Below are 18,838 nucleotides of genomic sequence, written 5' to 3'. Positions count from 1 at the left end.
AGCGCGGGCCAAGTCGGCGGGTCGGCCTGTGCTGGATGTGCCTGTGTGGGGTTTGCCTGTAGCGGGTTTTCCGATGTTGGCGGAGCCAGTGCTGGTTGGCACGGGGGGTAAGAACATCAGTAACCAGAAGACGAAAACAAGGAAGAGAAGAAGGGCCCCCCTTCCCCCCGATCCGACGTGTGCAGAAGGATCGCCTGCTCCTGGCATGCCCGCACCGGGGGCTCGGTCGGCGGGCACAGAACCGCCCCGCGGCGCACCGCCGCCCGGCGCGATGCTGCCTGGTGAGGTGTCGCCGGGGGAGCGGCTGCTGGAGCGGATCGGCGCCGCCCATCCGCGGCTGCGTCTGGCCGGGACCGATCTTCACACCGTGGGGGCGTTGGTGGACCGGTTGCTGCATCGGGGCTGGAGCGTGCGGCAGGTCGAACACGCCGTCGCTGCCCGGGCGTTGCCGCGGGAGGTGTACACGAGTGTCGCGGCTGTGCTCGCGGCACGCCTCCGGGCTCTGGGCACATCACCCGGCCCGGAAACCGCGTTGTCCGGCGCGTGGTGCCCGGACGCGGCCCGCGACACCGCTGGTGCACCGTCGGGTCCCAAGCGCGGGGCCGACGACCCCGATCTCCGGCCGGCCGGCACTACGGCGCCACCGGTGGTCTCTGGCGTGCTGGTGGAGTGTGGTGATTGTGGCCGTCCGGGCACCGTGACCGGCACCGGGTTGTGCCCAGTGTGCCTGGACTGGCCGGCCTGCCGTTCGTGTGCCGGGCCGACCCCGCGGCGCGCTGATCCGGCCGGCGGCGGCAGCTGCAGCGCCTGCACCGAGCACCACCTCCGCCTCTATGCGTGAACCCGGATTGGGCCTGTGATCCGCGCAGGGCTGCCGAGGGCCGGCTCGCGGCTAACGCAGCGTGTCTTGCTCGCTCGTCCAGGTTGTGGTGCAGGCGGCGGCGCTGAAGCCCGGTCCAACGCCGAGGAGGATGCCTCTGCTGTCGGGGGGTGGAGGGGTTTGGTGGGTTCGGGCGAGGACGGCCAGTACGGCGGGGCCGCCGAGGTTGCCGTCTTCCTGGAGTGTGGCCCAGGCGTGGCGGCTGAGACCCCCGCTCGGGTCCGGTTGTTCGATGTTGAGGCCGGTTTCCAGGTCGTGCAGGATTCGGGGGCCGCCGGGGTGGAGGACGACGAAGTCGGGTTGTTCGAGGTTTTGTTGCTTCAGATACAGCTGGAGGGCGGGCATCAGGTCGTTGACTGCTTGGGTGGCGGTGGTCTCGGAGTCGAAGTGGAGGCCGTGTGCGTCGAGACGGCCGCGGTACCGGTCGCGACTTGCGGGGAGGACGTATTCCCACGTGTCGTCTATCCGCAGTCCCGGGCCCAGGGGACTGCCAGTGACGAGGCAGGCTGCCGCGGAGTCTGCGAACAGGGTCTTGTAGATGACGGACTGCGGCGTGGTGTCGTGATGGTTGTAGACGGTGCTGAGCATCTCTGCGACGACTACCAGCACCGTGTCGGCGGGTCTGGCGGCGACATGGTCGGCGGCCCGGACCAGGCCCTGGGCGCCACCGACGCACTCGAGGGTGCTCATCGGGATGCGTGCAATGTCGGGCCGTAGAGGTTCGATCACGTCAACGCGTCGATCGCTTTGACGATGAGGGCGCGGGCTGCTTGTCCGTAGACGGCCATGCTCCGCAGCTGCTCGAATGCTTTGAGGTATAGGGCGATTTCTGAGGTCTGGGTGATGCGTACTCGTGCGGTTATCAGTTCGCCGGATACCAGTTTGTCGTCGTACATGTGGAACGTCTCACGGGGCCACTGAGTCCGCTCTGGTGTCGCCATGGGGATGATGCCCAGGGACACCTGTGGCAGTGCGCCGGCGGTGAGGAGGTAGCCGAGCTGGGCTGCCATCGCGTCTGAGCCGCCTATCCGGTAGTGCAGTGCGGCTTCCTCGATGAGGAGGGCGAAGCGGTGTCCTGGTTCGTGGATCACGCTGGATCGCTTGCAACGAACGTACTGACGCGGTGCATGAAGTCCCATCCGACGAACCCCACCACTTTCTGCACGGTGGAAGGCAGCCAGACCGGCGGCATCTGAGCCGTGGCCACCGCCACCATCGGTGACGTCGCGGTGAACTGGGTGTGAGCACCGCCCGCCGCCTCGCGCGTGGCCTGTGGCGACTGATCTCCGGCGTTGGCTGCGCCTGTGGGCTGCGGGTGGGGCTTCGCCGTGTCCCCACGCGGTAACGGGTTTGGTTGAATCCGGTACGGACCGCCACCTTCACCGATATCCTCGCGTTCCCCCCACACCACATCAGAACCGTACGAGGGGACAGGCGATGAGCCACCAGTACCCGGGCCCGGAGCAGCCCTACCGGGGTGGCCCGGTGCCCTACATGCCGCCGCCCGCGCCGAAGAAGGGCATGAGCGGCCTCGCGATCACCGGCATCGTCATGGGCGGGATCTTCGCCTTCATCGTCATTATCGGATTCATCGGCGCAGCCGCCGGCGGCGGCAAGGACTCCAGCACCGACAGCAAGGGCAGCGCGGTCAAGCTGAGCAGCGAGCCCGAGGCGGCCCCTGCCGAGAAGCCGGCCGCGAAGCCCGCGGAGAAGAAGGAAGCACCCGCGGCGCCGGTGAAGGTCACCGCGAAGAAGACCACGTTCGCCCCGGGCGTCCTGCACGACGGGGGCGCGTACACCAGCGTCCTCGTCACGATCATGAACAACAGCGACAACAGGATCAGCGTAAACCCGCTGTACTTCACGATCACCGACACTGACGGCACGAAGCACACCGCCGAACTCGCCGTCGACGAAAACCAGATCGACACCGTCGACCTCGCCCCCGGGGAGAACATCTCCGGCGCCGTCACAGGGAAGGGCAGCTTCACCGCGAAGTACGTGACGTACGTTGATGGGCTGCTCGGTGAGGGGGTGCGCGGGAACGTCTCCTGAGGATTCCCCTTTGGGTGTAGTTGCGTTGATGGTCGTGCCTCACCATCGGTGGCAGAGCCGGGCGTGCTCGGAAATCAGATAGGGAAGCAGCAGGCGGCTGAAGCGGATTGGCGGCTGTGCGGAGCTGCCGAGGGCGAGTGGCAGGAGAACGCTGACCAAAGTGGCGGCAGTACTGGCCGTCACCGTCTGCGCCCGGCTGCGCCGTCGCACCGAGGCGCGTAGCCGCATGGATGAGAAGGTGACCGTCGTCCTGGTGCTGTCGCGTGCTGCTGGGACCGACGCTGGCAGGGCAAGAGCTGGCGGACGTGCTGGTCCAGCAGGGCTGGCGGGACTGCCAGGCCAGCGGCGAGTAGCCGACGCGGTGCGCCGGACGAGACCAGTAGGTCCTGCGCGAGACGGATCCGGAGTACCTACTGCTCGACGGGACGCTCGCCGAGTGCGATCGAGTGAGCGACGGCCGGGCCGACTACTCCCACAAGCACCGCCGCCACGGCGTGAACGTACAGGTCGTGACCGACCCAGCCGGCCAGGTCCGGTGGATCTCTCCTGCCTTGCCGGGCCGGTGCCACGACCTGACCGCGGCCCGCAGCCACCGGATCATCCGGATCTGCGAACGCCAGGGCGTTCCCCATCCTGGCCGACCGCGCCTACACGGGCGCCACGGCCGGCCCGGGCGGTGAAGCGGATGCGGCCGCACAGACAGCCGCCGGAACGTCCCGCGGCTTCTTCGTCGCCCTGGGCGTCGGCGGCGGGGGTGGCGTTCAGCAGGTCATCTCCCAGACAGGATGGGTAAGTTGGACCGATCAGTGTGCCATCCCTTTCATGATCGTCAGGGAGCTGTCGGTGGCTCTGGGTGGCCGCCCCGGCCGCGTGCGCCAATTGCGGCGGCGCCACGGGCCGGGCGACCAAGTTCCGGCTCAGGGGCGGCCGAGGGCACGGACGGCCCATCCAGCCTCGCGCCAGGTGTCGGCGTTCAGGGTGCCGCGGCCGTCGATGACGCGCGGAGTGGCGGTTCGGGCGGCGAGGCGGTGCGGGTCGATGTGGGAGAACTGCGGCCACTCGGTCAGGTGCAGCAGCAGGTCGGCGTCCTGGACGGCGGCGATGGGGTCGTCGATGTAGTCGAGGTCGGGGTGTGCCTTGCGGGCGTTGTCGAGAGCCTGGGGGTCGGTAACGGTGACCTCCGCGCCGAGTTCGTGGAGTTTCTGGGCGACGGCGAGGGCGGGTGAGTCGCGAATGTCGTCGGTGTTCGGCTTGAAGGCGGCTCCCCAGACGGTGATCTGCTTGCCCATGAGGTTGCCGTCGAGCTGTTCGCGGGCGAGGTCGACCATGCGTTCGCGGCGCCGGTTGTTGATCGCGTCGACCTCGCGGAGGATCGTCAACGCCTGGTCGACGCCGAGCTCGTCGGCGCGGGCCATGAAGCCGCGGATGTCCTTGGGCAGGCAGCCGCCGCCGAAGCCGAGGCCGGGGCGCATGCCGCGGGGGCCGATACGTGTGTCGTGGCCGAGGATGTCGGCGAGCTGGCCGACGTCGGCGCTAGAGGCTTCGCAAACCTCGGCGATGGCGTTGATGAAGGAGATCTTCGTGGCGAGGAAGGCGTTCGCGGATGCCTTGGCGAGCTCGGCGGTGGCCCAGTCGGTGACGATCGTCGGCGTGCCCGATCCGATGATCTTGTCGAAGCACTGCCGCAGGACGGCTTCGGCCCAGGAGTGCTCGGCCTCGAAGCCGAGGACGAGCCGGTCGGGGCGGAGGGTGTCCTCGATGGCGAACGACTCGCGTAGGAACTCCGGATTCCAGGCGACCTCGATCGCTTTGCCGGCGGGTGCGAACTCGTGCAAGAGGTCGCCGATGCGGGGCGCGGTGCCGACCGGGAAGGTCGACTTGACCGCGATGACGGCCGGGCTCTTCAGGCGGGGTGCGAGCTGGCGGATCGCGGTGAACAGGTGGCTGAGGTCGTAGGCGTTCTCGCCGGGCAGTTGCGGGGTGCCCACTCCGATGAAGTGCAGGTCGCCGAAGCTTGCGGCCTCCGCGTACGACGCGGTGAACTTCAGGCGTCCCGAGGCGGTGTGCTTGGCGAGGAGATCGTCGAGGTCGCGTTCGTGGAACGGGGCCTTGCCGGAGTTGAGGACGTGCACCTTGTCGATGTCGGAGTCCATGCCGAGGACCTCGTGGCCGAGTTCGGCCATGCAGGCCGCGTGGGTGGCGCCGAGGTAGCCGCAGCCGATCACGGTGAGCTTCATGAGCGGGGTTCCTTTGCGAGGCGGGGCCGACGGCGGCCCCGCCTCTTCCCTGCCCGGAAGGGGCGGGGTGCTCAGGCGGGCCGGGCGGCCAGATAGCGGTTGATCCCGTGCCGGATGAACGGCGGGATCATGCGGAATTCGAGGTCCTCGGGGGCGAGGAACTGGAGTTTGACGCCCTCCGCGAGGGGCAGCGTGGTCTCATCGCCGTCCCAGGAGGCCGCGAAGAACGTGATCAGTTGCCCAGATCCGTGCTCGTCACGGATCTCGAACAGCTTGGTGAGATCGGCGATGTCGGTCAGGCCGGCTTCCTCGTCGAGCTCGCGGACGATCGCGGCGGCCGGGTCCTCGCCGGGGTCGCAACCGCCCCCCAGAACACTCCAGTGATCCGGCCAGGCGATGCCGGGCAGATCGTCACGGAGGTGGAGGAGGATTTCGCCGCGGCGGTTGATGATGATCGCGACCGCTCCGCGGGCGGTGGCCGGGAGACCGGCAGTGGTGTCCTGGTGCATCCGGACACCGTAGTGACGTGAGGGGTCGTCATGCCGCAGCCGTCACCGTCTGGTCACAAGACCAGGCAGCTGCCATGAGCGCCTGCATGCGGGTCCGGTCGAACCGGCCGCCCGGCTTGAGCCCGCCCTCCAGCAGCGGCCGCATCGTGGCCGGAGCCTCCGTGAGAGCGTTGTTGATCTGGGCGTCCGCCCAGCCGGAGAGTTCCTCGTTCAGCCAGGACGGGACCGGAGAGGCGAAGCCGAGCTTGTCCCGGCTGCTCCAGACCTCCCGCGGCAGCCCGAGCGCCTTGGCGGCGTCCCGCAGGATCCGCTTGCCCTCGGCGGGGTGACAGATTTTGTGCTCCTGCGGCAGCCGGTAGGACAGCTCGACCAGCTCCCGGGCCAGGAAGGGAGACCGACGCTCGAGGGCGTAGGCGGATGCGAGCTTGTCGCTCGTCATCACCAACGGACGCCAGGCCGTCGCCAGGTCAGCGAGCGTGAGTGCGCGGGCCAGGTCCCCGTCGGCCTTCTCCATCGCGACCGCGATCAGGTCGTGGATCCGTCGGCCGGGGTCGGGGCCGCGCATGACGAGCCGGGTGACCGCTTCGGCGGCCTCAAGGTCCTCGCCGGCGGCGTGCATCAGCTTGGCCGCCAGCGGCCTGTAGGCGTCCATCCCGGCGCCCAGGACGGCGTCCGGTCCGAACAGGACCAGGGAGTGGCGGACGTAGCCCATCAGGAACTCGTCCGGCCCAAGCCCACCGATGGCAACCTTCAGACCGAGGTCGGCGATCTTTCGGTAGGCCATGTACTCGGAGAAGGTGGATGCGTTGCCCATCGGGTAGTCCAGCGCGGACATCATGTGCGGCAGGACCTTGGTGAAGTCGATGGGGTTCGGCTCGACCACGATCAGCTCGGCACCGATGTCGGAGGCGATCCTCGAGGCGATCTTCGACTCGTCGAGGCGGTCCTGGCCGGGGTAGCGGACGGTGACGCAGACGGGCGGCCGCATCAGGTAAGCCAGCGCCGAGGAGTCGAGGCCGCCGGAGAGTAAGAGCGCGAAGTCGCAGGCCGGGGCCCGCAGCGGGACCTGCTCGGCCAGAACGACCGAGAACTCAGCCAGGGACTCCCGGTAGGACCCGGTGAACGGCTGCCGGTCCTCCAGACGCCAGTAGACACGCTGATCCAGTGAGCCGGTGGCGATGTCGAAGGACGACAGAGTGGCGGGGGCCAGCAGCTGGATGCCCTGGTAGGGGGTATCGACGCCGACCGGCGTCTCGATCGCCAGCACTTCCGGCCGCAGCACCAGCGGCGCCGGGCCGTAGCCGGTCAGGGTGGTGACCTCGGAGGCGAAAGCGAGCCGGCCGCCGTCCAGACGCCAGTAGAGCGGCTTCTCTCCGAGCCGGTCGCGAGCCAGGAACAGCTTCCCGACGCGCGGGTCATAGATGGCCAGAGCGAACATGCCGTCGAGTCCGTCCAGGCAGGACGGGCCGAGCTTGGCCCAGGCCCGCAGCACGAAGTGCGCGTCTGTGTCCCTCGGGCCGAGCGGGATGCCCCAGGCGCCGGCCTGCTGACGGTAGTTGTAGATCTCGCCGTTGAAGGCCAGCAGCACCCCGCTCTCGCGGTCGCAGTAGGGGCCGGGCATGGCCTGCGGGTCGACGATCAGTAGCGTGTTCATGGCCAGCACGGCCCGCCCGTCGCTCGCGGCGGCGTGCACGGTGCCGTCCGGGCCGCGGTGCGCTTGCGTGGCGCCCATCGCGCCGACCGTGTGCTCGTGCCGGACTGCGTCGGCTCCGGCCAGTCCTGCGATTCCGCACATATCTGGTTCACCCCCGAGTTTGGTGGTGCCTTGGCGGGCCGCCGCCGGAAGGAGATCCATCCGGTCCCGGCGGCGGCCTGGGCTCTCATCACAGCGGCCCGCCGAGGGCAGGGGGAGGGCTCGCAGGGGGGCTCACAACTCGCAAGCACGGTTCGCGGGCAGTCGGAGAGGCATATCGTCAGTGACCCAACACGCGGAACGCGTACGACTCTTCGTCTCTCGTCGAGTACGGATCTTGTGCTCCACCAAGTACAGACATACGTGCTCAACTGCTTGTTCGAGCCGTGCGTGTCCGGTCACCGGCAAAGGGGAGAGTCGTGGCGTCGACCACCCGCCGGACCCGTCCGCCCAACGCGGAACTGGCCCGGCTCATCGAAGCCAGCGGTGCGAGCCACAAGTCCCTGGCTCTGCGCGTCAACCAGCTCGCCCGTGTCGCCGGGATAGAGACCGACTATTCACACACTTCCGTGGCGAACTGGTGCAGGCGCGGGATGACGCCGAAATGGCCGGTCCCCAAGCTGTTGGCGCAGGCCATCGGCGAACGGCTCGGCCGTCCCGTCGACCTCGTCGAGATCGGTATGGGCGAGGCGGAGACAATCGACGCATCGGTGGGGTTGGATTTCCCGCGAGACCCCGCCGACGCCGTCCGCGTCGCCACTTCGTTCTGGAGCTCCGTGAACCGCCGCGACTTCCTGGCCGGATGCGGCTTCGCCGCCTCCGCCTTCACCACCCCCGTCACCCGATGGCTGGTCACCCCCGCCGACGAGACCGCCGACCACAAGGGCGGTCAGCAGGTCGGCCGCGCTGACCTCGACGAACTGCGCGAGGCCGCAGACGACGCGCGTCGCTGGGACTCCAAGTACGGCGGCGGGAACTGGAAGGCCAACTCCGTCACCGACTGCCTCGACCATCGGGCCGGCCCGCTGCTGCAGGGCACCTTCTCCGACGACATCGGCCGCGAACTCTTCTCCGTGACCGCCGAGTTGTCGCGACTCGCGGGCTGGACGGCCTTCGATGTCGGCGAGCACGATACCGCCCAGCGGCACTTCATCCAGGCCCTCCGCCTCGCCCGCGCCGGCGGCGACGTTCAGCTGGGCTGCTATGTCCTGACCACCATGGCCATGCAGACCCTGATGCGCGGGTTCGCCTCCGAGGCCGTGGACATGGCCCAGGGCGCCTTCGAGCGAGCCAAGGGCCAGGCCGCTCCTCGTGTGCTGGCGTTCACCAAGCTGATCGAGGCCCGCGCGCACGCCCGCGAGAACGACCCCCGGGCCGCCTCCCGGGCCCTGAAAGCCTCCGAAGACCTCCTCGGCCAGGCGAAGGCGGACAGCGGCGACGAGCCCGCGTGGATCGACTTCTATGCGCACTCTCGCCTGTCCGCGGACGCAGCAGAGATCTTCCGGGACCTGAAGAATCCCAAGATGGCCCTGGCATGGAACCAGCAGGCCGCCGCGATGGCGCCCGGCGTCTTCACCCGCTCCGTCGGCATGCGGCTGGCCATCGTCGGCACTGCCCACCTCCAGGCACGCGACCTCGACCACGGCCTCGAGCTCGGCAACCGCAGCGTCGACATCCTCGCCCGCGTCCAGTCCTCGCGCGCCAAGGACTACGTCCGCGAGTTCAACACGGCCCTGGCCCCTTGGCGGCGTGAGCCGGCCGTCCGCGAGTTCGTGCATCGGACCCGCAAGGAACTCGGCGTCGCTGCGTGACGGCCTGGGCCTTCAGCCGACGGGTGGGCGGATCGGGACGAAGTTTCCAGGGCCGGGTTGATCATCACAGACGGGCTTGCGGAGGATGAGGACGGCAGCCGCTAGGGCCACCTGCTCGGCTCTATGCCGGGACTTGGCCTCGGCCGTTCGGGAGTCCTTGAGAGCCTGCTTCAGGCGGACTACCTCTTTGCGAAGACGGGCTTCGACCTCCGGCGTCTAGTGCGTTTCTGCGCGAACTCGCGCGTAGAACTCCTCCTTGAGATCGGCGTGGCGTTTCTGCAGGGCCATGCGGTGAACATCGGCCTCCACGGCGAGTGCGACCGCCGTGAGGTTGCCATTGGAGCAGGTGGGTTGGCCGGCCAGAAGCCGGTCCATGGCGTCGCGGATGCGGGCTTGCGCGTCTGGCTGAGACTCTTTTGACGCCGGCGGAGAGGGTCGAGAGGGCCGAGGAGGCGCGGGCTGCGCTGAAGGCGTGGAACGGCTATGCCCCGACCGAGACCGAAGAACAAGTCCTGGACAGCGAGTTGGACCGGCGCCTGGCCCGGGTGACCGTCCTGTGAGTGATGCCGTGCAAATCGTTCTGGACGACTCTGCGATGGCGGCGGCGGGGCAGGGCAATGTTCTCGCCTCCCGTCTCATTCACCGAGCCCATGCCGAGGCTGATTGGTTCCTTTATGCCCCGGCGTGTGCGCTGGTAGAGGCCGACCGAGTCCGGCCCGGAACTGCGGAGCACCTGGCCTCCCTGCTCGGTGTCACCGTCCTCGACCTGGACCTCGCAGCAGCCCTGGCCGTGGCCCGGCAGAAGACCTGGGCGGCAGCCCACAGCCAGTACGTCGCGCAGCCCACCCCGGAACGACCCTCCGGGGCGATCATCGCCACCACAAAACCGGACAGATGGAGCGGCGAGGCGGTTCGTGTCTTGGACCTCACCTGAGGGCTACGTCACGCGTTGTGGCATGGCCTGATCATTCACGCACGCGCGACGATGGTCCCACGTCCTCCACCCATTCTTGGGGGTGGCGAGCTGCTTCCCGCACGCGTGGGGATGATCCCTTCGTCTTCGGGTGGTCGCGGCGCAGGAACGTCTGCTCTCCGCATACGGGGGATGGTCCTCAGTACGTCAGGTCGTTGATGGTGTCGTTCGGCTGCTCCCCGCACCCCACAGGGATGGCCCCGTCCCACCCGAGATCGTCAACTTCGGCATGGAACGCGCACGCGCACGCGGGGATGGTCCCCAAGCTGATCACTGAGCGCGACAAGGCGCAGACTGCTCCCCGCCCGCGCGGGGATGGTCCCCGGTCGGAGCCTTGTGGCAGGAACGTCGATCCCTGCTCCCCGCACGCGCGGGGATGGTCCCATCGCCGCCGCGTCCACCGCGCTCGACGACCTCTGCTCCCCGTATGCGCGGGGATGGTCCCTGCGAAACGAGCGGGAGATGATCAACGCGACCCTGCTCCTCGCAGGCGCGGGGGTGGTCCCCACCTTCGACCCGGACGGCCCGCAGTGCCACGCTGCTCCTCGCACGCGCGGGGATGGTCCCTGAGTTGAGCTCGGCCGTGGTGGGGAACGGCTCTGCTCCGTGCACGCGCGGGGATGTCCCCCCGAAAGGTCGGCGACAACCGGCACTTCGAGACTGCTCTCCGCACGTGCGGGGATGGTCCCAAGGTTGAGGACTACTCGGACATCGCGTACAACTGCTCCCCGCCTACGCGGGGATGGTCCCTCCACCGGCTCGGCCGAGGGCGACGGGGGTGTACTGCTCCCCAGCTGCGCGGGGATGGTCCCGCGACCGACTGGAGGATAGAGAATGGCCCGTCCTGCTCCCCGCCTGCGCGGGATGGTCTCCCAGACCGCGATCCGGCGGGCGAACGCATTCGTCTGCTCCCCGCACGCGCGGGGATGGTCTCGTGCAGTTTCACGGCCGTCGTACCGGCCGAGGCGGTGATCACGCGCCGAGCCTGGCTCGCTGTCACGCTTGTGGTGCGTATTGAGGCGGTGTCCCGGTCATTCTGCGGGTTCTGTCGGGGGGTCGCGGCGGTTTGCTGTTTCAGCGGCGCGTGTACGCGGTAGGCAATTCGGTTGTCATTTCCTGGTCGTCGGCTTTTGGGTGTCTGCGCAGGGTGGCTGGCCGCGGGTTACGGGGTGTGTAGAGCATGCGGTGTGCAGCGGCTCGGTGAGGTGGGGCAGGCCTGCCGAGTTTCACGTTTGCTCCTATAGTCCGTCCTACAGCCCGCCCTACACTCTGCCCTACAGCGATCTACTGACGACAGGCGTTCATGTGTGCAGGTCAGGGCCTGTTTTCTGAGTCGGTGGCCACCTCGACACCCCGCTACTCCCTGTCTTGTTTGTCAGTGGGGGGTGGTGGAGTTGGGTGTGCGGGGTCGGAGCCTGGGGCTCAGGTGCCCGCCCCGCCCTGGAGGTTGCCCGCCGGGTCGGCGGGCGCGGCGTGGGGAGGGGAGTGCGGGTGGGTGGGGTAGGGCGGTGGCCGTACAAGTCGACGGCCAGGGCGCGGGCGCTGGTGCTGCTCGCGCTGGGGGTGGTGAAGGTGGCGACCGCTGAACAGCTGCGCCGGCTGGTGCTGCCGGGGACGGCGGATGCGCAGACGGTGCGCAATGCGTGCAAGGACCTGCGGCATGCTGGCCTGGTGGAATCGGTGGGCCGTACGTCCAGGCCTGGGGCGAACGGTCTGCCGGTAGGCCGTGACGTGTGGAACCTGACCACGGCCGGGCTGGCGGCGGCAGCGTCGGAACTGGGGCGGCCGGTGCGGGAGATGGGTGGCACGGCCCGTGAGGCAGCCAAGGCCGGAGCTGCGCACGCGTTGGCGGTGACGGACACGGTCGACGCGATTCGGCAGTCGCCGGCACTGCCGACGAAACCCGTGGCCCGCCGCACCGCGACCCCGCGAGCTGTGGAACGGGTGGCGCCGGTGCGGCCGGAGGGCTTGGGGCACTTGCGCGGCTGGGAGACCGAGACCGCGCTTCCGGTCACGGGGACGTTCACTGCCCCGGCGAAGGGGTCCTTGCGCGCCGATGGGGTGCTGACCGCTCCCGAGCACGGGGTGCCCGTGCTGTTCGTGGAGGTCGACAACCACACCGAGCCGCCCGCGGTGGTAGCGCGGAAGATCGAGCGATACCGCGCCTTCTTCCGCCGGCAGGTGAAGGACCCGGCCGGCGGGGACGTGGCGCTGTGGTCGACCGTCTGGGAGGACTCCGGCCGGGGTGGGTTCCCGCCCGTGGCGCTGGTGTTCGCCAAAGACATCGGCGCGGAGGCGGGGATGAACCGCATCAAGCACATCCGGGACCTGTCCCGTGACTGCTGGGAAGGCCGGTGGACCAGCTACGGGGATCCGTGGTCCACCCTCCCCATGCAAGAGCGGGACGGCTGGCGGGACTTCACCGACACTGTCCCTGTCATCGCCACCCATCTCGCGACACTGCGTACCCGCGGACCTCACGGGCCGACCTGGTGGCGCTTCGGCCGCTCCACCCGGCAGACGCTCACCGAAGCCCTCACCAACACCGACACCCATGATGAGTACCTCGCCCGCGCCGAAGCACGCAGAGCCGAAGACAATGCGAGCCGCCCCCCGGAGTGGGCGCAACCACGGCAGCAGGCGCAACCACGGCAGCAGGCGCAACCGTGGGCGGCCACACCGCCGTGCACGGCCTGCGGCGACGACACCGATCCCGGCCAGCCCTCCGAATACGGCCTGTGCACCGACTGCGAGCGCACCCGCCAGGAGAAGGCCGATGCTGATCGGATAACTGCTGAACAAGCCGCCCGGCAGAGCGGCATCCTCGCTCGTTTCCGCGCACGGGCCGAAGGACGCTGACCCGTTCGTCCAACAGGCGGGTTCACGGTGTACGAACTGGAGCGACGGTCACCTTGCGACGGTGACTGAACCGCTCCGGGTCTGATGGAGGCTCGATTCCCTGAGAGGATCGAGTCATGGCACGTCCGTCCCCCTACCCTGCTGAGCTTCGTGAGCGTGCGGTTCGAATGGTCGCGGAGATCCGTCCCAACTACCCGACCGAGTGGGCCGCGATGAAGGCGGTCGCAGCCAAGCTGGGCATCGGCGCCGCAGAGACGGTGCGGACCTGGGTCCGCAAGGCCGAGGTGGACGCAGGCCGGCGGCCCGGCGTCACCTCCGAGGAGGCCGCGGAGATCAAGCGGCTGAAGGCCGAGAACGCTGAGCTGCGGCGGGCGAACGAGATCCTCAAGGCGGCCTCGGCTTTCTTCGCGGCCGAGCTCGACCGGCCGTCGAAGCGCTCGTAGCGTTCATCGATGCGCACCGCCAGGGCGGTGCTCGCCCCACCACGGCAGGATGGGAGGCAGGTCGCTGAGTCCACGGCTTGGCTGCTTCGGCATCGGCGACTCCCCGTCGTCCCCGTCCCAGCGGCGTGCGTATTGGTCTGGGAGGCTGCCCCAGCCCCAGTAAGGGATCGGGCGGTCCGGCGCCTCGCCGAGTTCGTCGAGGGGGTCGATGCGCTTTTCCGCCACGGTGCACAGGTGGGCCCAGTTGTCGCCCATGTCGAAGACATAGGCGAACTGTTCACCGGCTTGCAGCCTGCTCAGCTTGGTGGCATTGCCGTCCACGGTGCCGTCCGGGGCCTCGTCGTCCCACCACTCCAGGGGGCTGACCCGGGTGCCGTCGAACAAGGTGAACAGGTGCAGGTGGGCCGGGTCCCAGCGGCCGAAGGCGAGATCGATGGCCGTGGCGAGCTCGGCGAAGGAGTGCGACCGCGCGGCGGCGAAGACCCGGCCGGGCCGAGGCCACAGATCACCGCCGTGCCCGGAGACCAATTCCACCCGGATTGACAGCCAGGTACGTGCCACGATCACAACCCCTTCATGCGCCAGGTCCCCAAGTCAGCGCCGAGGCTACTGAATGTCACTGCCAGGTGGGGGATCGAGGTGACGGTACGTGGGGAGTTTCTGCTGGCTGCCGGCACACGTGGCCAGCGCTCTGCCTCCTTGGCGCTGCTCGGCAGGGTGGGCATGCTCAGCCGCCGTGGCTAGGTGATGGTGGCGACGTTGTGGACGCCGGTGTGCCGCAGTGTCCGCTGCACCATCGGTGGAGCTCCGTGGATGGTGACCGCTGGGAGTTTTGTCCGGGAGGTGATGGCCCGTATCAGTGCGTAGGCGCTGGCGAGGTCGAAGCGGGTGACTTCGCGCATATCCAGGAACCATTCGCCTGCGTGGCTCAGGGGCGGGGAGTAGAGGATTCTCTCCACCTCCGGCAGGGCTTCGGGCCCGACCGCTCCGGACAGGACCAGCTCTGCCCGCCGGCCGACGGCGTAGATGACGATGCCGGACGCGGCCTGTGGGGGTGGGGGATGTTCGGCAGTCACAGCGGCCTCCCTCGAGCGCGCGCGGCGCATACTTGCTCTTCCCGCCGGTGACACGAGTGGCCGGTCGCGAGACGGGTCCTTTTGGGCATGCGGTGTGGGCCAGCGCCGCTCAGCATCTGGCCCACACCTGGCGGGCTGACCCAAGGGGCCTGGTCAAGCCCTGCTATCAGCATGTCCCTGTTGCTGTGATTGGTCTTCCGGTAGTGGGCAAGCCGCGGATGCAGGTCGGCAGGGTTCGCAGGGCTGTGATCCTGCTGGCGGTGCTGGGAAAGCCGGTCATGCCGCGCGTTACACGTCCGACAGGGTGGGCGAGCCGAGTGGTCGGGGGCTCGCTGGTGCTGAGCCCGAACCCGGGTATCGCGCACCAGTGCGCCAGTGACCGTCTGGCCGTCCTGCTCGATGCTGCGGTCGGGGAGGCCCACGCATCTGGCCGTCAACGTGGTGATTCCGCCCCGTGAGCCCCCGGACTCCTGGGCCCGTCCGATTGCCCGCCCCCGCCAGGCGGCCGGCTCACAGACGGACGCCGGGCAGGCAGCTGCTGAGGATGGGCCGCCTGGGGTGGCCGGCGTAGCGACGACAGCGCGGGGAGCGTTGAGTGATGGTGACTGCTGAGCGGCAGGGTCGGCTGCCCCGGGAATGGGAGGACCACTTCATGCGTCTGCTGGGTCCGCAGGTGGTTGACGATCCGTGTCGTGGTAGCTACCGGTGTTCGGGGCAGTGCAAGCAGCATTGAGGCTGCTGATTATGAGTGGAGGAGTCCAAGAAGGGGTGTCCTACTGCCAAAAGCACTCATCAATCACGATCTGTGGGTCTGTGGTGCGGGGAGTGAAGTGGTATCGCAGCCACCCGCGGCCGTAGTCGAGATAGAGGACATGTTCGCCGCTGGGGCGAGTCGATTGGACGGGTTCGACACTCATTGCGGCAGGTAGGTCTCGGTCCGCGTCGATGCCTCGGAAGTAGGGGTCTTGTGCGGTGACCAGCTCGGCGCGGGCGGCGTCGACGAGGACGCGAGCTTCTTCGGGGAGAGCCGCCCGGTTGCTCGCGGCTTCCTCGGTCCAGTCGGCTTGCCAGGGCGGCCCCATGAAGTCTGTCACTGGCCGGGCTCAGCCTTTGCCGCCTCACGTCGGAGACGTCCCGCTCGCTCAATAAGTGCCTTGCCGCGGTTGTAGTCGGGCTCGTGCACGGCTTCGTCTTCCAGGCGGTGGACTTCGGCTTCCATGTCCGGGTTGCGGGCAAGGGCGTATTCACCCCACCAACGGGCCATGAAGGCGGGAACGGGGGCGAGGTCGTAGGCGTCGGCAATGTCGCGGCGCCAGTGCCGGTCGAAGTCGACGAGGAGTTTCGGCGCGTGCTGCGCGATGGCTGCACGAAGTGCCTTCGGGTCCCTCTCCGGCATTGACGGGATGCCCCTCGTGCCGGTGGCGGGTGATGTCATGGGCGTCGTCCTTCGAGGCGGTGGTCAGGCGGCGGCGGGGGCTGCTGGGGGCGTCTCTTCCTGCTGCTTGTTGAGGCGATCGGCGGCGCGGTCACGGGCAGCGTAGAGCGTGGTCGGATCCTTGCCCGTGAGGGCGACCAATGCCGTGCCGGCGCCATTCGGCCCCTCGGTGAGGGCGCGGCGGGTGGCTTCGTCGGATTGGAGCAACAGCTCACCAAGTCGGGCGCGAGCCTTGTCCACCTCGGCGTAGAGGTCAGCGGCGGCCTTGACGAGGGCATGCGTCTTGGCACGCTCGGTTCGTTGGGATGCCATGAGCCCATAGTGAGGGACGCATCCCATAAATCGCAAGCGGCGCTCAGGACAGGCGGGCATGATCGAATCCCGCTGGAAGGGGGGCGGGAGCAGTGGGCCGGCACGGTCGATGCGCCGCGACCGTGCCCGAGGACTAAGGGTTCTCACTGATGATCGCGCTCGCGTATGACGTCCTCGCCGCGAGCACCAGCGCCTGGTACGACGCCCTCCAGCGTGCCCTGAACGAGCTATCCGATCACATCTTCAGCACGTGGTGGTGGAACATGGCCGGTGTGCTGCCGGGTACGGACATCGTCGGTTACATGGGCGAGCTGGTGGTCCTGTTCGCCTGGCTGATGGACCACCTGCGCAACGATGACGACCTGTCCTGCCAACGGCCGATCGCGCTGGACCAGTTCGATCTGGCTTTGCTCGCCCGCCGAGGCCGGACCAACTGGCACTTTGACGGGGACGGCTACCACGAGCTGCGGGTGAAGTACTCCGGCGACATGGTGCCTTTCCCGGTCGGCACTCTGGAGTACGTCGTCGAAGGCGACGACGGCTGGGGCGACCCGATTACCCTGCCCTGGGAGAGCATGTCCGCCCCGGCCCTGGCTGTCTACGGCGGCAAGCTGTACGCCTCGTACATCCACGAGAACGACAACGCGGTGATGCTGACCGTCCGCGACGGGAACACCTGGAGCGAGCCCCAGCGCATCAGCAACTGGGCCTCCTACCACGCTCCCGCCCTGGCCGCACACGACGGGAAACTGCACTGTGTCCTCGTCGGCCGCAACGACTACGTGTACTGGAGCACCTTCGACGGCACCTCGTGGAGGGCGTTGACCGAACTCGACAGGCACCGGGCGTCCACGGCTGTGTCCCTGTGCCAGGGACCCTCGATGGCGGTGGGTGTATACCTGGTGCACGTCGGCCTCGACGGCATCAGCAGGGACAAAGTCCTGTCCGGAGGGTCTTGGTCCGACGCCACCCAGGACACTCCTTGGCGGTCGGAAAAACCCATCTCCCTCGCCTGGCACGACAGCAGGTTGTGGCGGGCCAAGCGCGAGAGCCCGACGGACCTTACCGTGCGCCTTGGAAACGGGCGATACTCGACGTTCGCCGGCAGGACCGAGTGGAGCGACATCGGCCCCCAGCCCGTGCAAACGCTGCACGGCCCGACCCTCACCGTCCACAACAACACCATGCGGTTCCTCTACCGCAGCACGAACGGAAACCTGTACATCGCGTTCCCCCGCAGCGGTGGGGTGGGGGTCGGTGTCCCCAAGCTCGTCGCCAGGGAAGGCCCCGTCAAGCCGATGGCCGAGTCGGCTGCGGCCTCCCACGACGGCAAACTGTTCGTGATGTACCACCGCAGCCCTCCTAGGCTCCACTCCGGCCGCGGCCGGAATCGAGCCTGCGGGGAGCGGCCCAGGGGGCACCGCACCCCCACCGACCCGGCCGCCTGAGCCGGACCCCTCGAAAGGAAACCCCCACATGAGCAAGCTCGCTCTCGTCACCGGAGCGACCTCCGGCATCGGCAAGGCATTCGCCGAGCGCTTCGCCGCCGACGGCTACGACCTGATCATCGTCGGCCGTCGCCAGGAACGCCTCGCCGAGTTCGCCTCTGCCCACCCCGAAGTCAAGGTCCGCACCGTGACCGCCGACCTCTCCACCGAGGAAGGCATCGATACCCTCGCGGCGATCTGCGCCACCGAGCCGCTGGACATGCTCGTCAACAACGCCGGCGTCTCCCACTACATGCCGTTGGCCGACCTGCCCGCCGACCAGGCCCGTGAACTGGTCAACGTCAAGGTCCTCGCCCCCACCCAGCTCATGCGCGCCGCGGTGGGCCCCATGCAGCAGCGCAGAACGGGCACCATCCTCAACGTCGCGGGCATGATCGCCTTCTCCGGCCCCGCCGACAAGACCGTCATGCCTCGCCGGGCCGTGTACGCAGGAACCCTGGCCTACCTGGTCGCCATGACCCAGACCCTGGCCGCCGAGGTCGAGGACTCCGGCGTCACCGTCGGCGTGGTCTGCCCCGGCGTAGTGGCCACCGAGTTCCACTCCTCCCAGGGCCTGGACATGAGCGCCGTGCCCCGCATGAGCGCGGACGACCTCGTCACCGGCGCCCTGCGCGGCCTGGGGCTCGGCGAGACCGTCATCGCCCCCGGTGTCGAGGACCACCAGCTCCTGAAGGACGTGTTCACCGCCGACCTCGCCGCTTTCGGCGGCCAGTCCCCGGCCCTCGCCACCCGCTACACCACATAGCCACAGCAGACGGTGCGCCATGGTCGCACCGTCGCTTTGTCCGGGTGCCGCGTCCTTCCCCGGGGGCACGGCGCCCGACGCTCACTCAGTCGGCACGAGGACCGGAAGCCTTGTCGATGATCTGCGCCGCGAGCACTACAGCGAGCACCACGCAGACTGACGGGCTCGGGAATGTTCACGAGAAATGTCGTCAGAGCATGGGACGGGCCGCCGCCCGTGAGGGGACGCTGTTGGTTAATTCGGGCCGTGGTGCTCTGTCCCGTCGGGTTGCTCTGCTGGGCAGAGACGCATCGCGTGGGCCC

The 18,838-nt window shown here is 68.7% G+C and carries 17 protein-coding genes and 3 pseudogenes; 9 read left to right on the top strand and 11 right to left on the bottom strand.

Features of this window, described 5'->3' with window-relative positions; translation table 11 throughout:
* Positions 1-892: 892 nt before the first annotated feature.
* Positions 893-1,609: a hypothetical protein gene (locus ABTX78_RS35310; RefSeq protein WP_352210851.1), complete on the bottom strand. Its 717-nt coding sequence runs from the start codon at positions 1,607-1,609 to the stop codon at positions 893-895.
* Positions 1,606-1,989 (bottom strand): annotated as a pseudogene (locus tag ABTX78_RS35305) (Scr1 family TA system antitoxin-like transcriptional regulator); the annotation flags it as partial. The pseudogene ABTX78_RS35305 and the gene ABTX78_RS35310, both read right to left, overlap by 4 nt.
* Before the next feature lie 328 nt (positions 1,990-2,317).
* Between ABTX78_RS35305 and ABTX78_RS35300 the strand changes: the two are divergent.
* Together ABTX78_RS35300 and ABTX78_RS35295 are read left to right on the top strand one after the other, a co-directional pair.
* Complete coding sequence (locus tag ABTX78_RS35300; RefSeq protein ID WP_352210850.1) at positions 2,318-2,935, top strand: DUF4352 domain-containing protein; 618 nt, start codon at positions 2,318-2,320, stop codon at positions 2,933-2,935.
* A gap of 386 nt (positions 2,936-3,321) precedes the next feature.
* A pseudogene (locus ABTX78_RS35295) lies at positions 3,322-3,595 on the top strand (transposase family protein); the annotation flags it as partial.
* A 257-nt stretch (positions 3,596-3,852) separates the two neighbouring features.
* On the opposite strand, the gene ABTX78_RS35290 reads toward ABTX78_RS35295, so the two are convergent.
* From ABTX78_RS35290 to ABTX78_RS35280, 3 genes are all read right to left on the bottom strand, one after another.
* Positions 3,853-5,172 (bottom strand): UDP-glucose dehydrogenase family protein, encoded by a 1,320-nt coding sequence (locus ABTX78_RS35290; RefSeq protein ID WP_352210849.1) that lies wholly within the window; start codon positions 5,170-5,172, stop codon positions 3,853-3,855.
* A gap of 71 nt (positions 5,173-5,243) precedes the next feature.
* The gene (locus ABTX78_RS35285) at positions 5,244-5,681 is read right to left on the bottom strand and encodes an NUDIX domain-containing protein (RefSeq protein WP_352210848.1); all 438 of its coding nucleotides are present in this window, start codon (positions 5,679-5,681) and stop codon (positions 5,244-5,246) included.
* A gap of 28 nt (positions 5,682-5,709) precedes the next feature.
* Complete coding sequence (locus tag ABTX78_RS35280) at positions 5,710-7,476, bottom strand: asparagine synthetase B family protein (protein ID WP_502994062.1); 1,767 nt, start codon at positions 7,474-7,476, stop codon at positions 5,710-5,712.
* 317 nt (positions 7,477-7,793) lie between these two features.
* On the opposite strand from ABTX78_RS35280, the gene ABTX78_RS35275 reads away from it, so the two are divergent.
* Complete coding sequence (locus ABTX78_RS35275; RefSeq protein ID WP_352210846.1) at positions 7,794-9,185, top strand: NsdA family TPR-like regulatory protein; 1,392 nt, start codon at positions 7,794-7,796, stop codon at positions 9,183-9,185.
* A gap of 216 nt (positions 9,186-9,401) precedes the next feature.
* Here the strand turns inward: ABTX78_RS35275 and ABTX78_RS35270 are convergent, their stop codons facing one another.
* Positions 9,402-9,560: a hypothetical protein gene (locus tag ABTX78_RS35270; protein ID WP_352210845.1), complete on the bottom strand. Its 159-nt coding sequence runs from the start codon at positions 9,558-9,560 to the stop codon at positions 9,402-9,404.
* 41 nt (positions 9,561-9,601) lie between these two features.
* On the opposite strand from ABTX78_RS35270, the gene ABTX78_RS35265 reads away from it, so the two are divergent.
* From ABTX78_RS35265 to ABTX78_RS35250, 4 genes and pseudogenes are all read left to right on the top strand, one after another.
* Complete coding sequence (locus ABTX78_RS35265; RefSeq protein ID WP_352210844.1) at positions 9,602-9,745, top strand: hypothetical protein; 144 nt, start codon at positions 9,602-9,604, stop codon at positions 9,743-9,745.
* Positions 9,742-10,119 (top strand): PIN domain-containing protein, encoded by a 378-nt coding sequence (locus ABTX78_RS35260; RefSeq protein ID WP_352210843.1) that lies wholly within the window; start codon positions 9,742-9,744, stop codon positions 10,117-10,119. Before ABTX78_RS35265 ends, ABTX78_RS35260 begins: the two co-directional genes overlap by 4 nt.
* 1,530 nt (positions 10,120-11,649) lie before the next feature.
* Entirely contained in the window at positions 11,650-13,017 is a 1,368-nt protein-coding gene (locus ABTX78_RS35255) for a replication-relaxation family protein (RefSeq protein WP_352210842.1), read from the top strand.
* A gap of 116 nt (positions 13,018-13,133) precedes the next feature.
* Positions 13,134-13,480: pseudogene (locus tag ABTX78_RS35250) on the top strand (IS3-like element ISMyma3 family transposase); the annotation flags it as partial.
* Here the strand turns inward: ABTX78_RS35250 and ABTX78_RS35245 are convergent.
* The 5 genes from ABTX78_RS35245 to ABTX78_RS35225 all read right to left on the bottom strand — a co-directional run bounded on the left by ABTX78_RS35245 (position 13,464) and on the right by ABTX78_RS35225 (position 16,283).
* Positions 13,464-14,021, bottom strand: coding sequence for an IS1096 element passenger TnpR family protein (locus ABTX78_RS35245; protein ID WP_352210841.1), 558 nt, complete (start codon positions 14,019-14,021; stop codon positions 13,464-13,466). The pseudogene ABTX78_RS35250 and the gene ABTX78_RS35245 overlap by 17 nt on opposite strands.
* 179 nt (positions 14,022-14,200) lie before the next feature.
* Entirely contained in the window at positions 14,201-14,536 is a 336-nt protein-coding gene (locus ABTX78_RS35240; protein WP_352210840.1) for an STAS domain-containing protein, read from the bottom strand.
* 773 nt (positions 14,537-15,309) lie between these two features.
* The gene (locus ABTX78_RS35235; protein WP_352210839.1) at positions 15,310-15,630 is read right to left on the bottom strand and encodes a hypothetical protein; all 321 of its coding nucleotides are present in this window, start codon (positions 15,628-15,630) and stop codon (positions 15,310-15,312) included.
* Positions 15,627-15,971 (bottom strand): DUF6247 family protein, encoded by a 345-nt coding sequence (locus tag ABTX78_RS35230; RefSeq protein ID WP_352210838.1) that lies wholly within the window; start codon positions 15,969-15,971, stop codon positions 15,627-15,629. Before ABTX78_RS35230 ends, ABTX78_RS35235 begins: the two co-directional genes overlap by 4 nt.
* A 24-nt stretch (positions 15,972-15,995) precedes the next feature.
* The gene (locus tag ABTX78_RS35225; protein ID WP_340470517.1) at positions 15,996-16,283 is read right to left on the bottom strand and encodes a hypothetical protein; all 288 of its coding nucleotides are present in this window, start codon (positions 16,281-16,283) and stop codon (positions 15,996-15,998) included.
* A gap of 149 nt (positions 16,284-16,432) precedes the next feature.
* Between ABTX78_RS35225 and ABTX78_RS35220 the strand changes: the two genes are divergently transcribed.
* Entirely contained in the window at positions 16,433-17,731 is a 1,299-nt protein-coding gene (locus tag ABTX78_RS35220; RefSeq protein WP_352210837.1) for a hypothetical protein, read from the top strand.
* Positions 17,732-17,759: 28 nt separating this feature from the next.
* On the top strand, positions 17,760-18,536 hold the full coding sequence (locus ABTX78_RS35215; RefSeq protein WP_352210836.1) for an SDR family NAD(P)-dependent oxidoreductase: 777 nt from the start codon (positions 17,760-17,762) through the stop codon (positions 18,534-18,536).
* Positions 18,537-18,838: the final 302 nt, after the last annotated feature.

This window comes from Streptomyces sp. NPDC096193 (genome assembly GCF_040302905.1).
In the GTDB taxonomy this organism is placed as follows: domain Bacteria; phylum Actinomycetota; class Actinomycetes; order Streptomycetales; family Streptomycetaceae; genus Streptomyces.
The sequence above is the reverse complement of the archived record's forward strand: the minus strand, read 5'-3'. Positions and strand labels throughout refer to the sequence as shown.

Excerpts from the sequence above, each read along its gene's own strand:
- ABTX78_RS35290 (WP_352210849.1), bottom strand. The coding sequence starts at position 5,172 with ATGAAGCTCACCGTGATCGGCTGCGGCTACCTCGGCGCCACCCACGCG.
- ABTX78_RS35270 (WP_352210845.1), bottom strand. The coding sequence starts at position 9,560 with ATGGACCGGCTTCTGGCCGGCCAACCCACCTGCTCCAATGGCAACCTC.
- ABTX78_RS35285 (WP_352210848.1), bottom strand. The coding sequence starts at position 5,681 with ATGCACCAGGACACCACTGCCGGTCTCCCGGCCACCGCCCGCGGAGCG.
- ABTX78_RS35280 (WP_502994062.1), bottom strand. The coding sequence starts at position 7,476 with ATGTGCGGAATCGCAGGACTGGCCGGAGCCGACGCAGTCCGGCACGAG.
- ABTX78_RS35230 (WP_352210838.1), bottom strand. The coding sequence starts at position 15,971 with ATGACATCACCCGCCACCGGCACGAGGGGCATCCCGTCAATGCCGGAG.
- ABTX78_RS35215 (WP_352210836.1), top strand. The coding sequence starts at position 17,760 with ATGAGCAAGCTCGCTCTCGTCACCGGAGCGACCTCCGGCATCGGCAAG.
- ABTX78_RS35225 (WP_340470517.1), bottom strand. The coding sequence starts at position 16,283 with ATGGCATCCCAACGAACCGAGCGTGCCAAGACGCATGCCCTCGTCAAG.
- ABTX78_RS35220 (WP_352210837.1), top strand. The coding sequence starts at position 16,433 with ATGATCGCGCTCGCGTATGACGTCCTCGCCGCGAGCACCAGCGCCTGG.
- ABTX78_RS35300 (WP_352210850.1), top strand. The coding sequence starts at position 2,318 with ATGAGCCACCAGTACCCGGGCCCGGAGCAGCCCTACCGGGGTGGCCCG.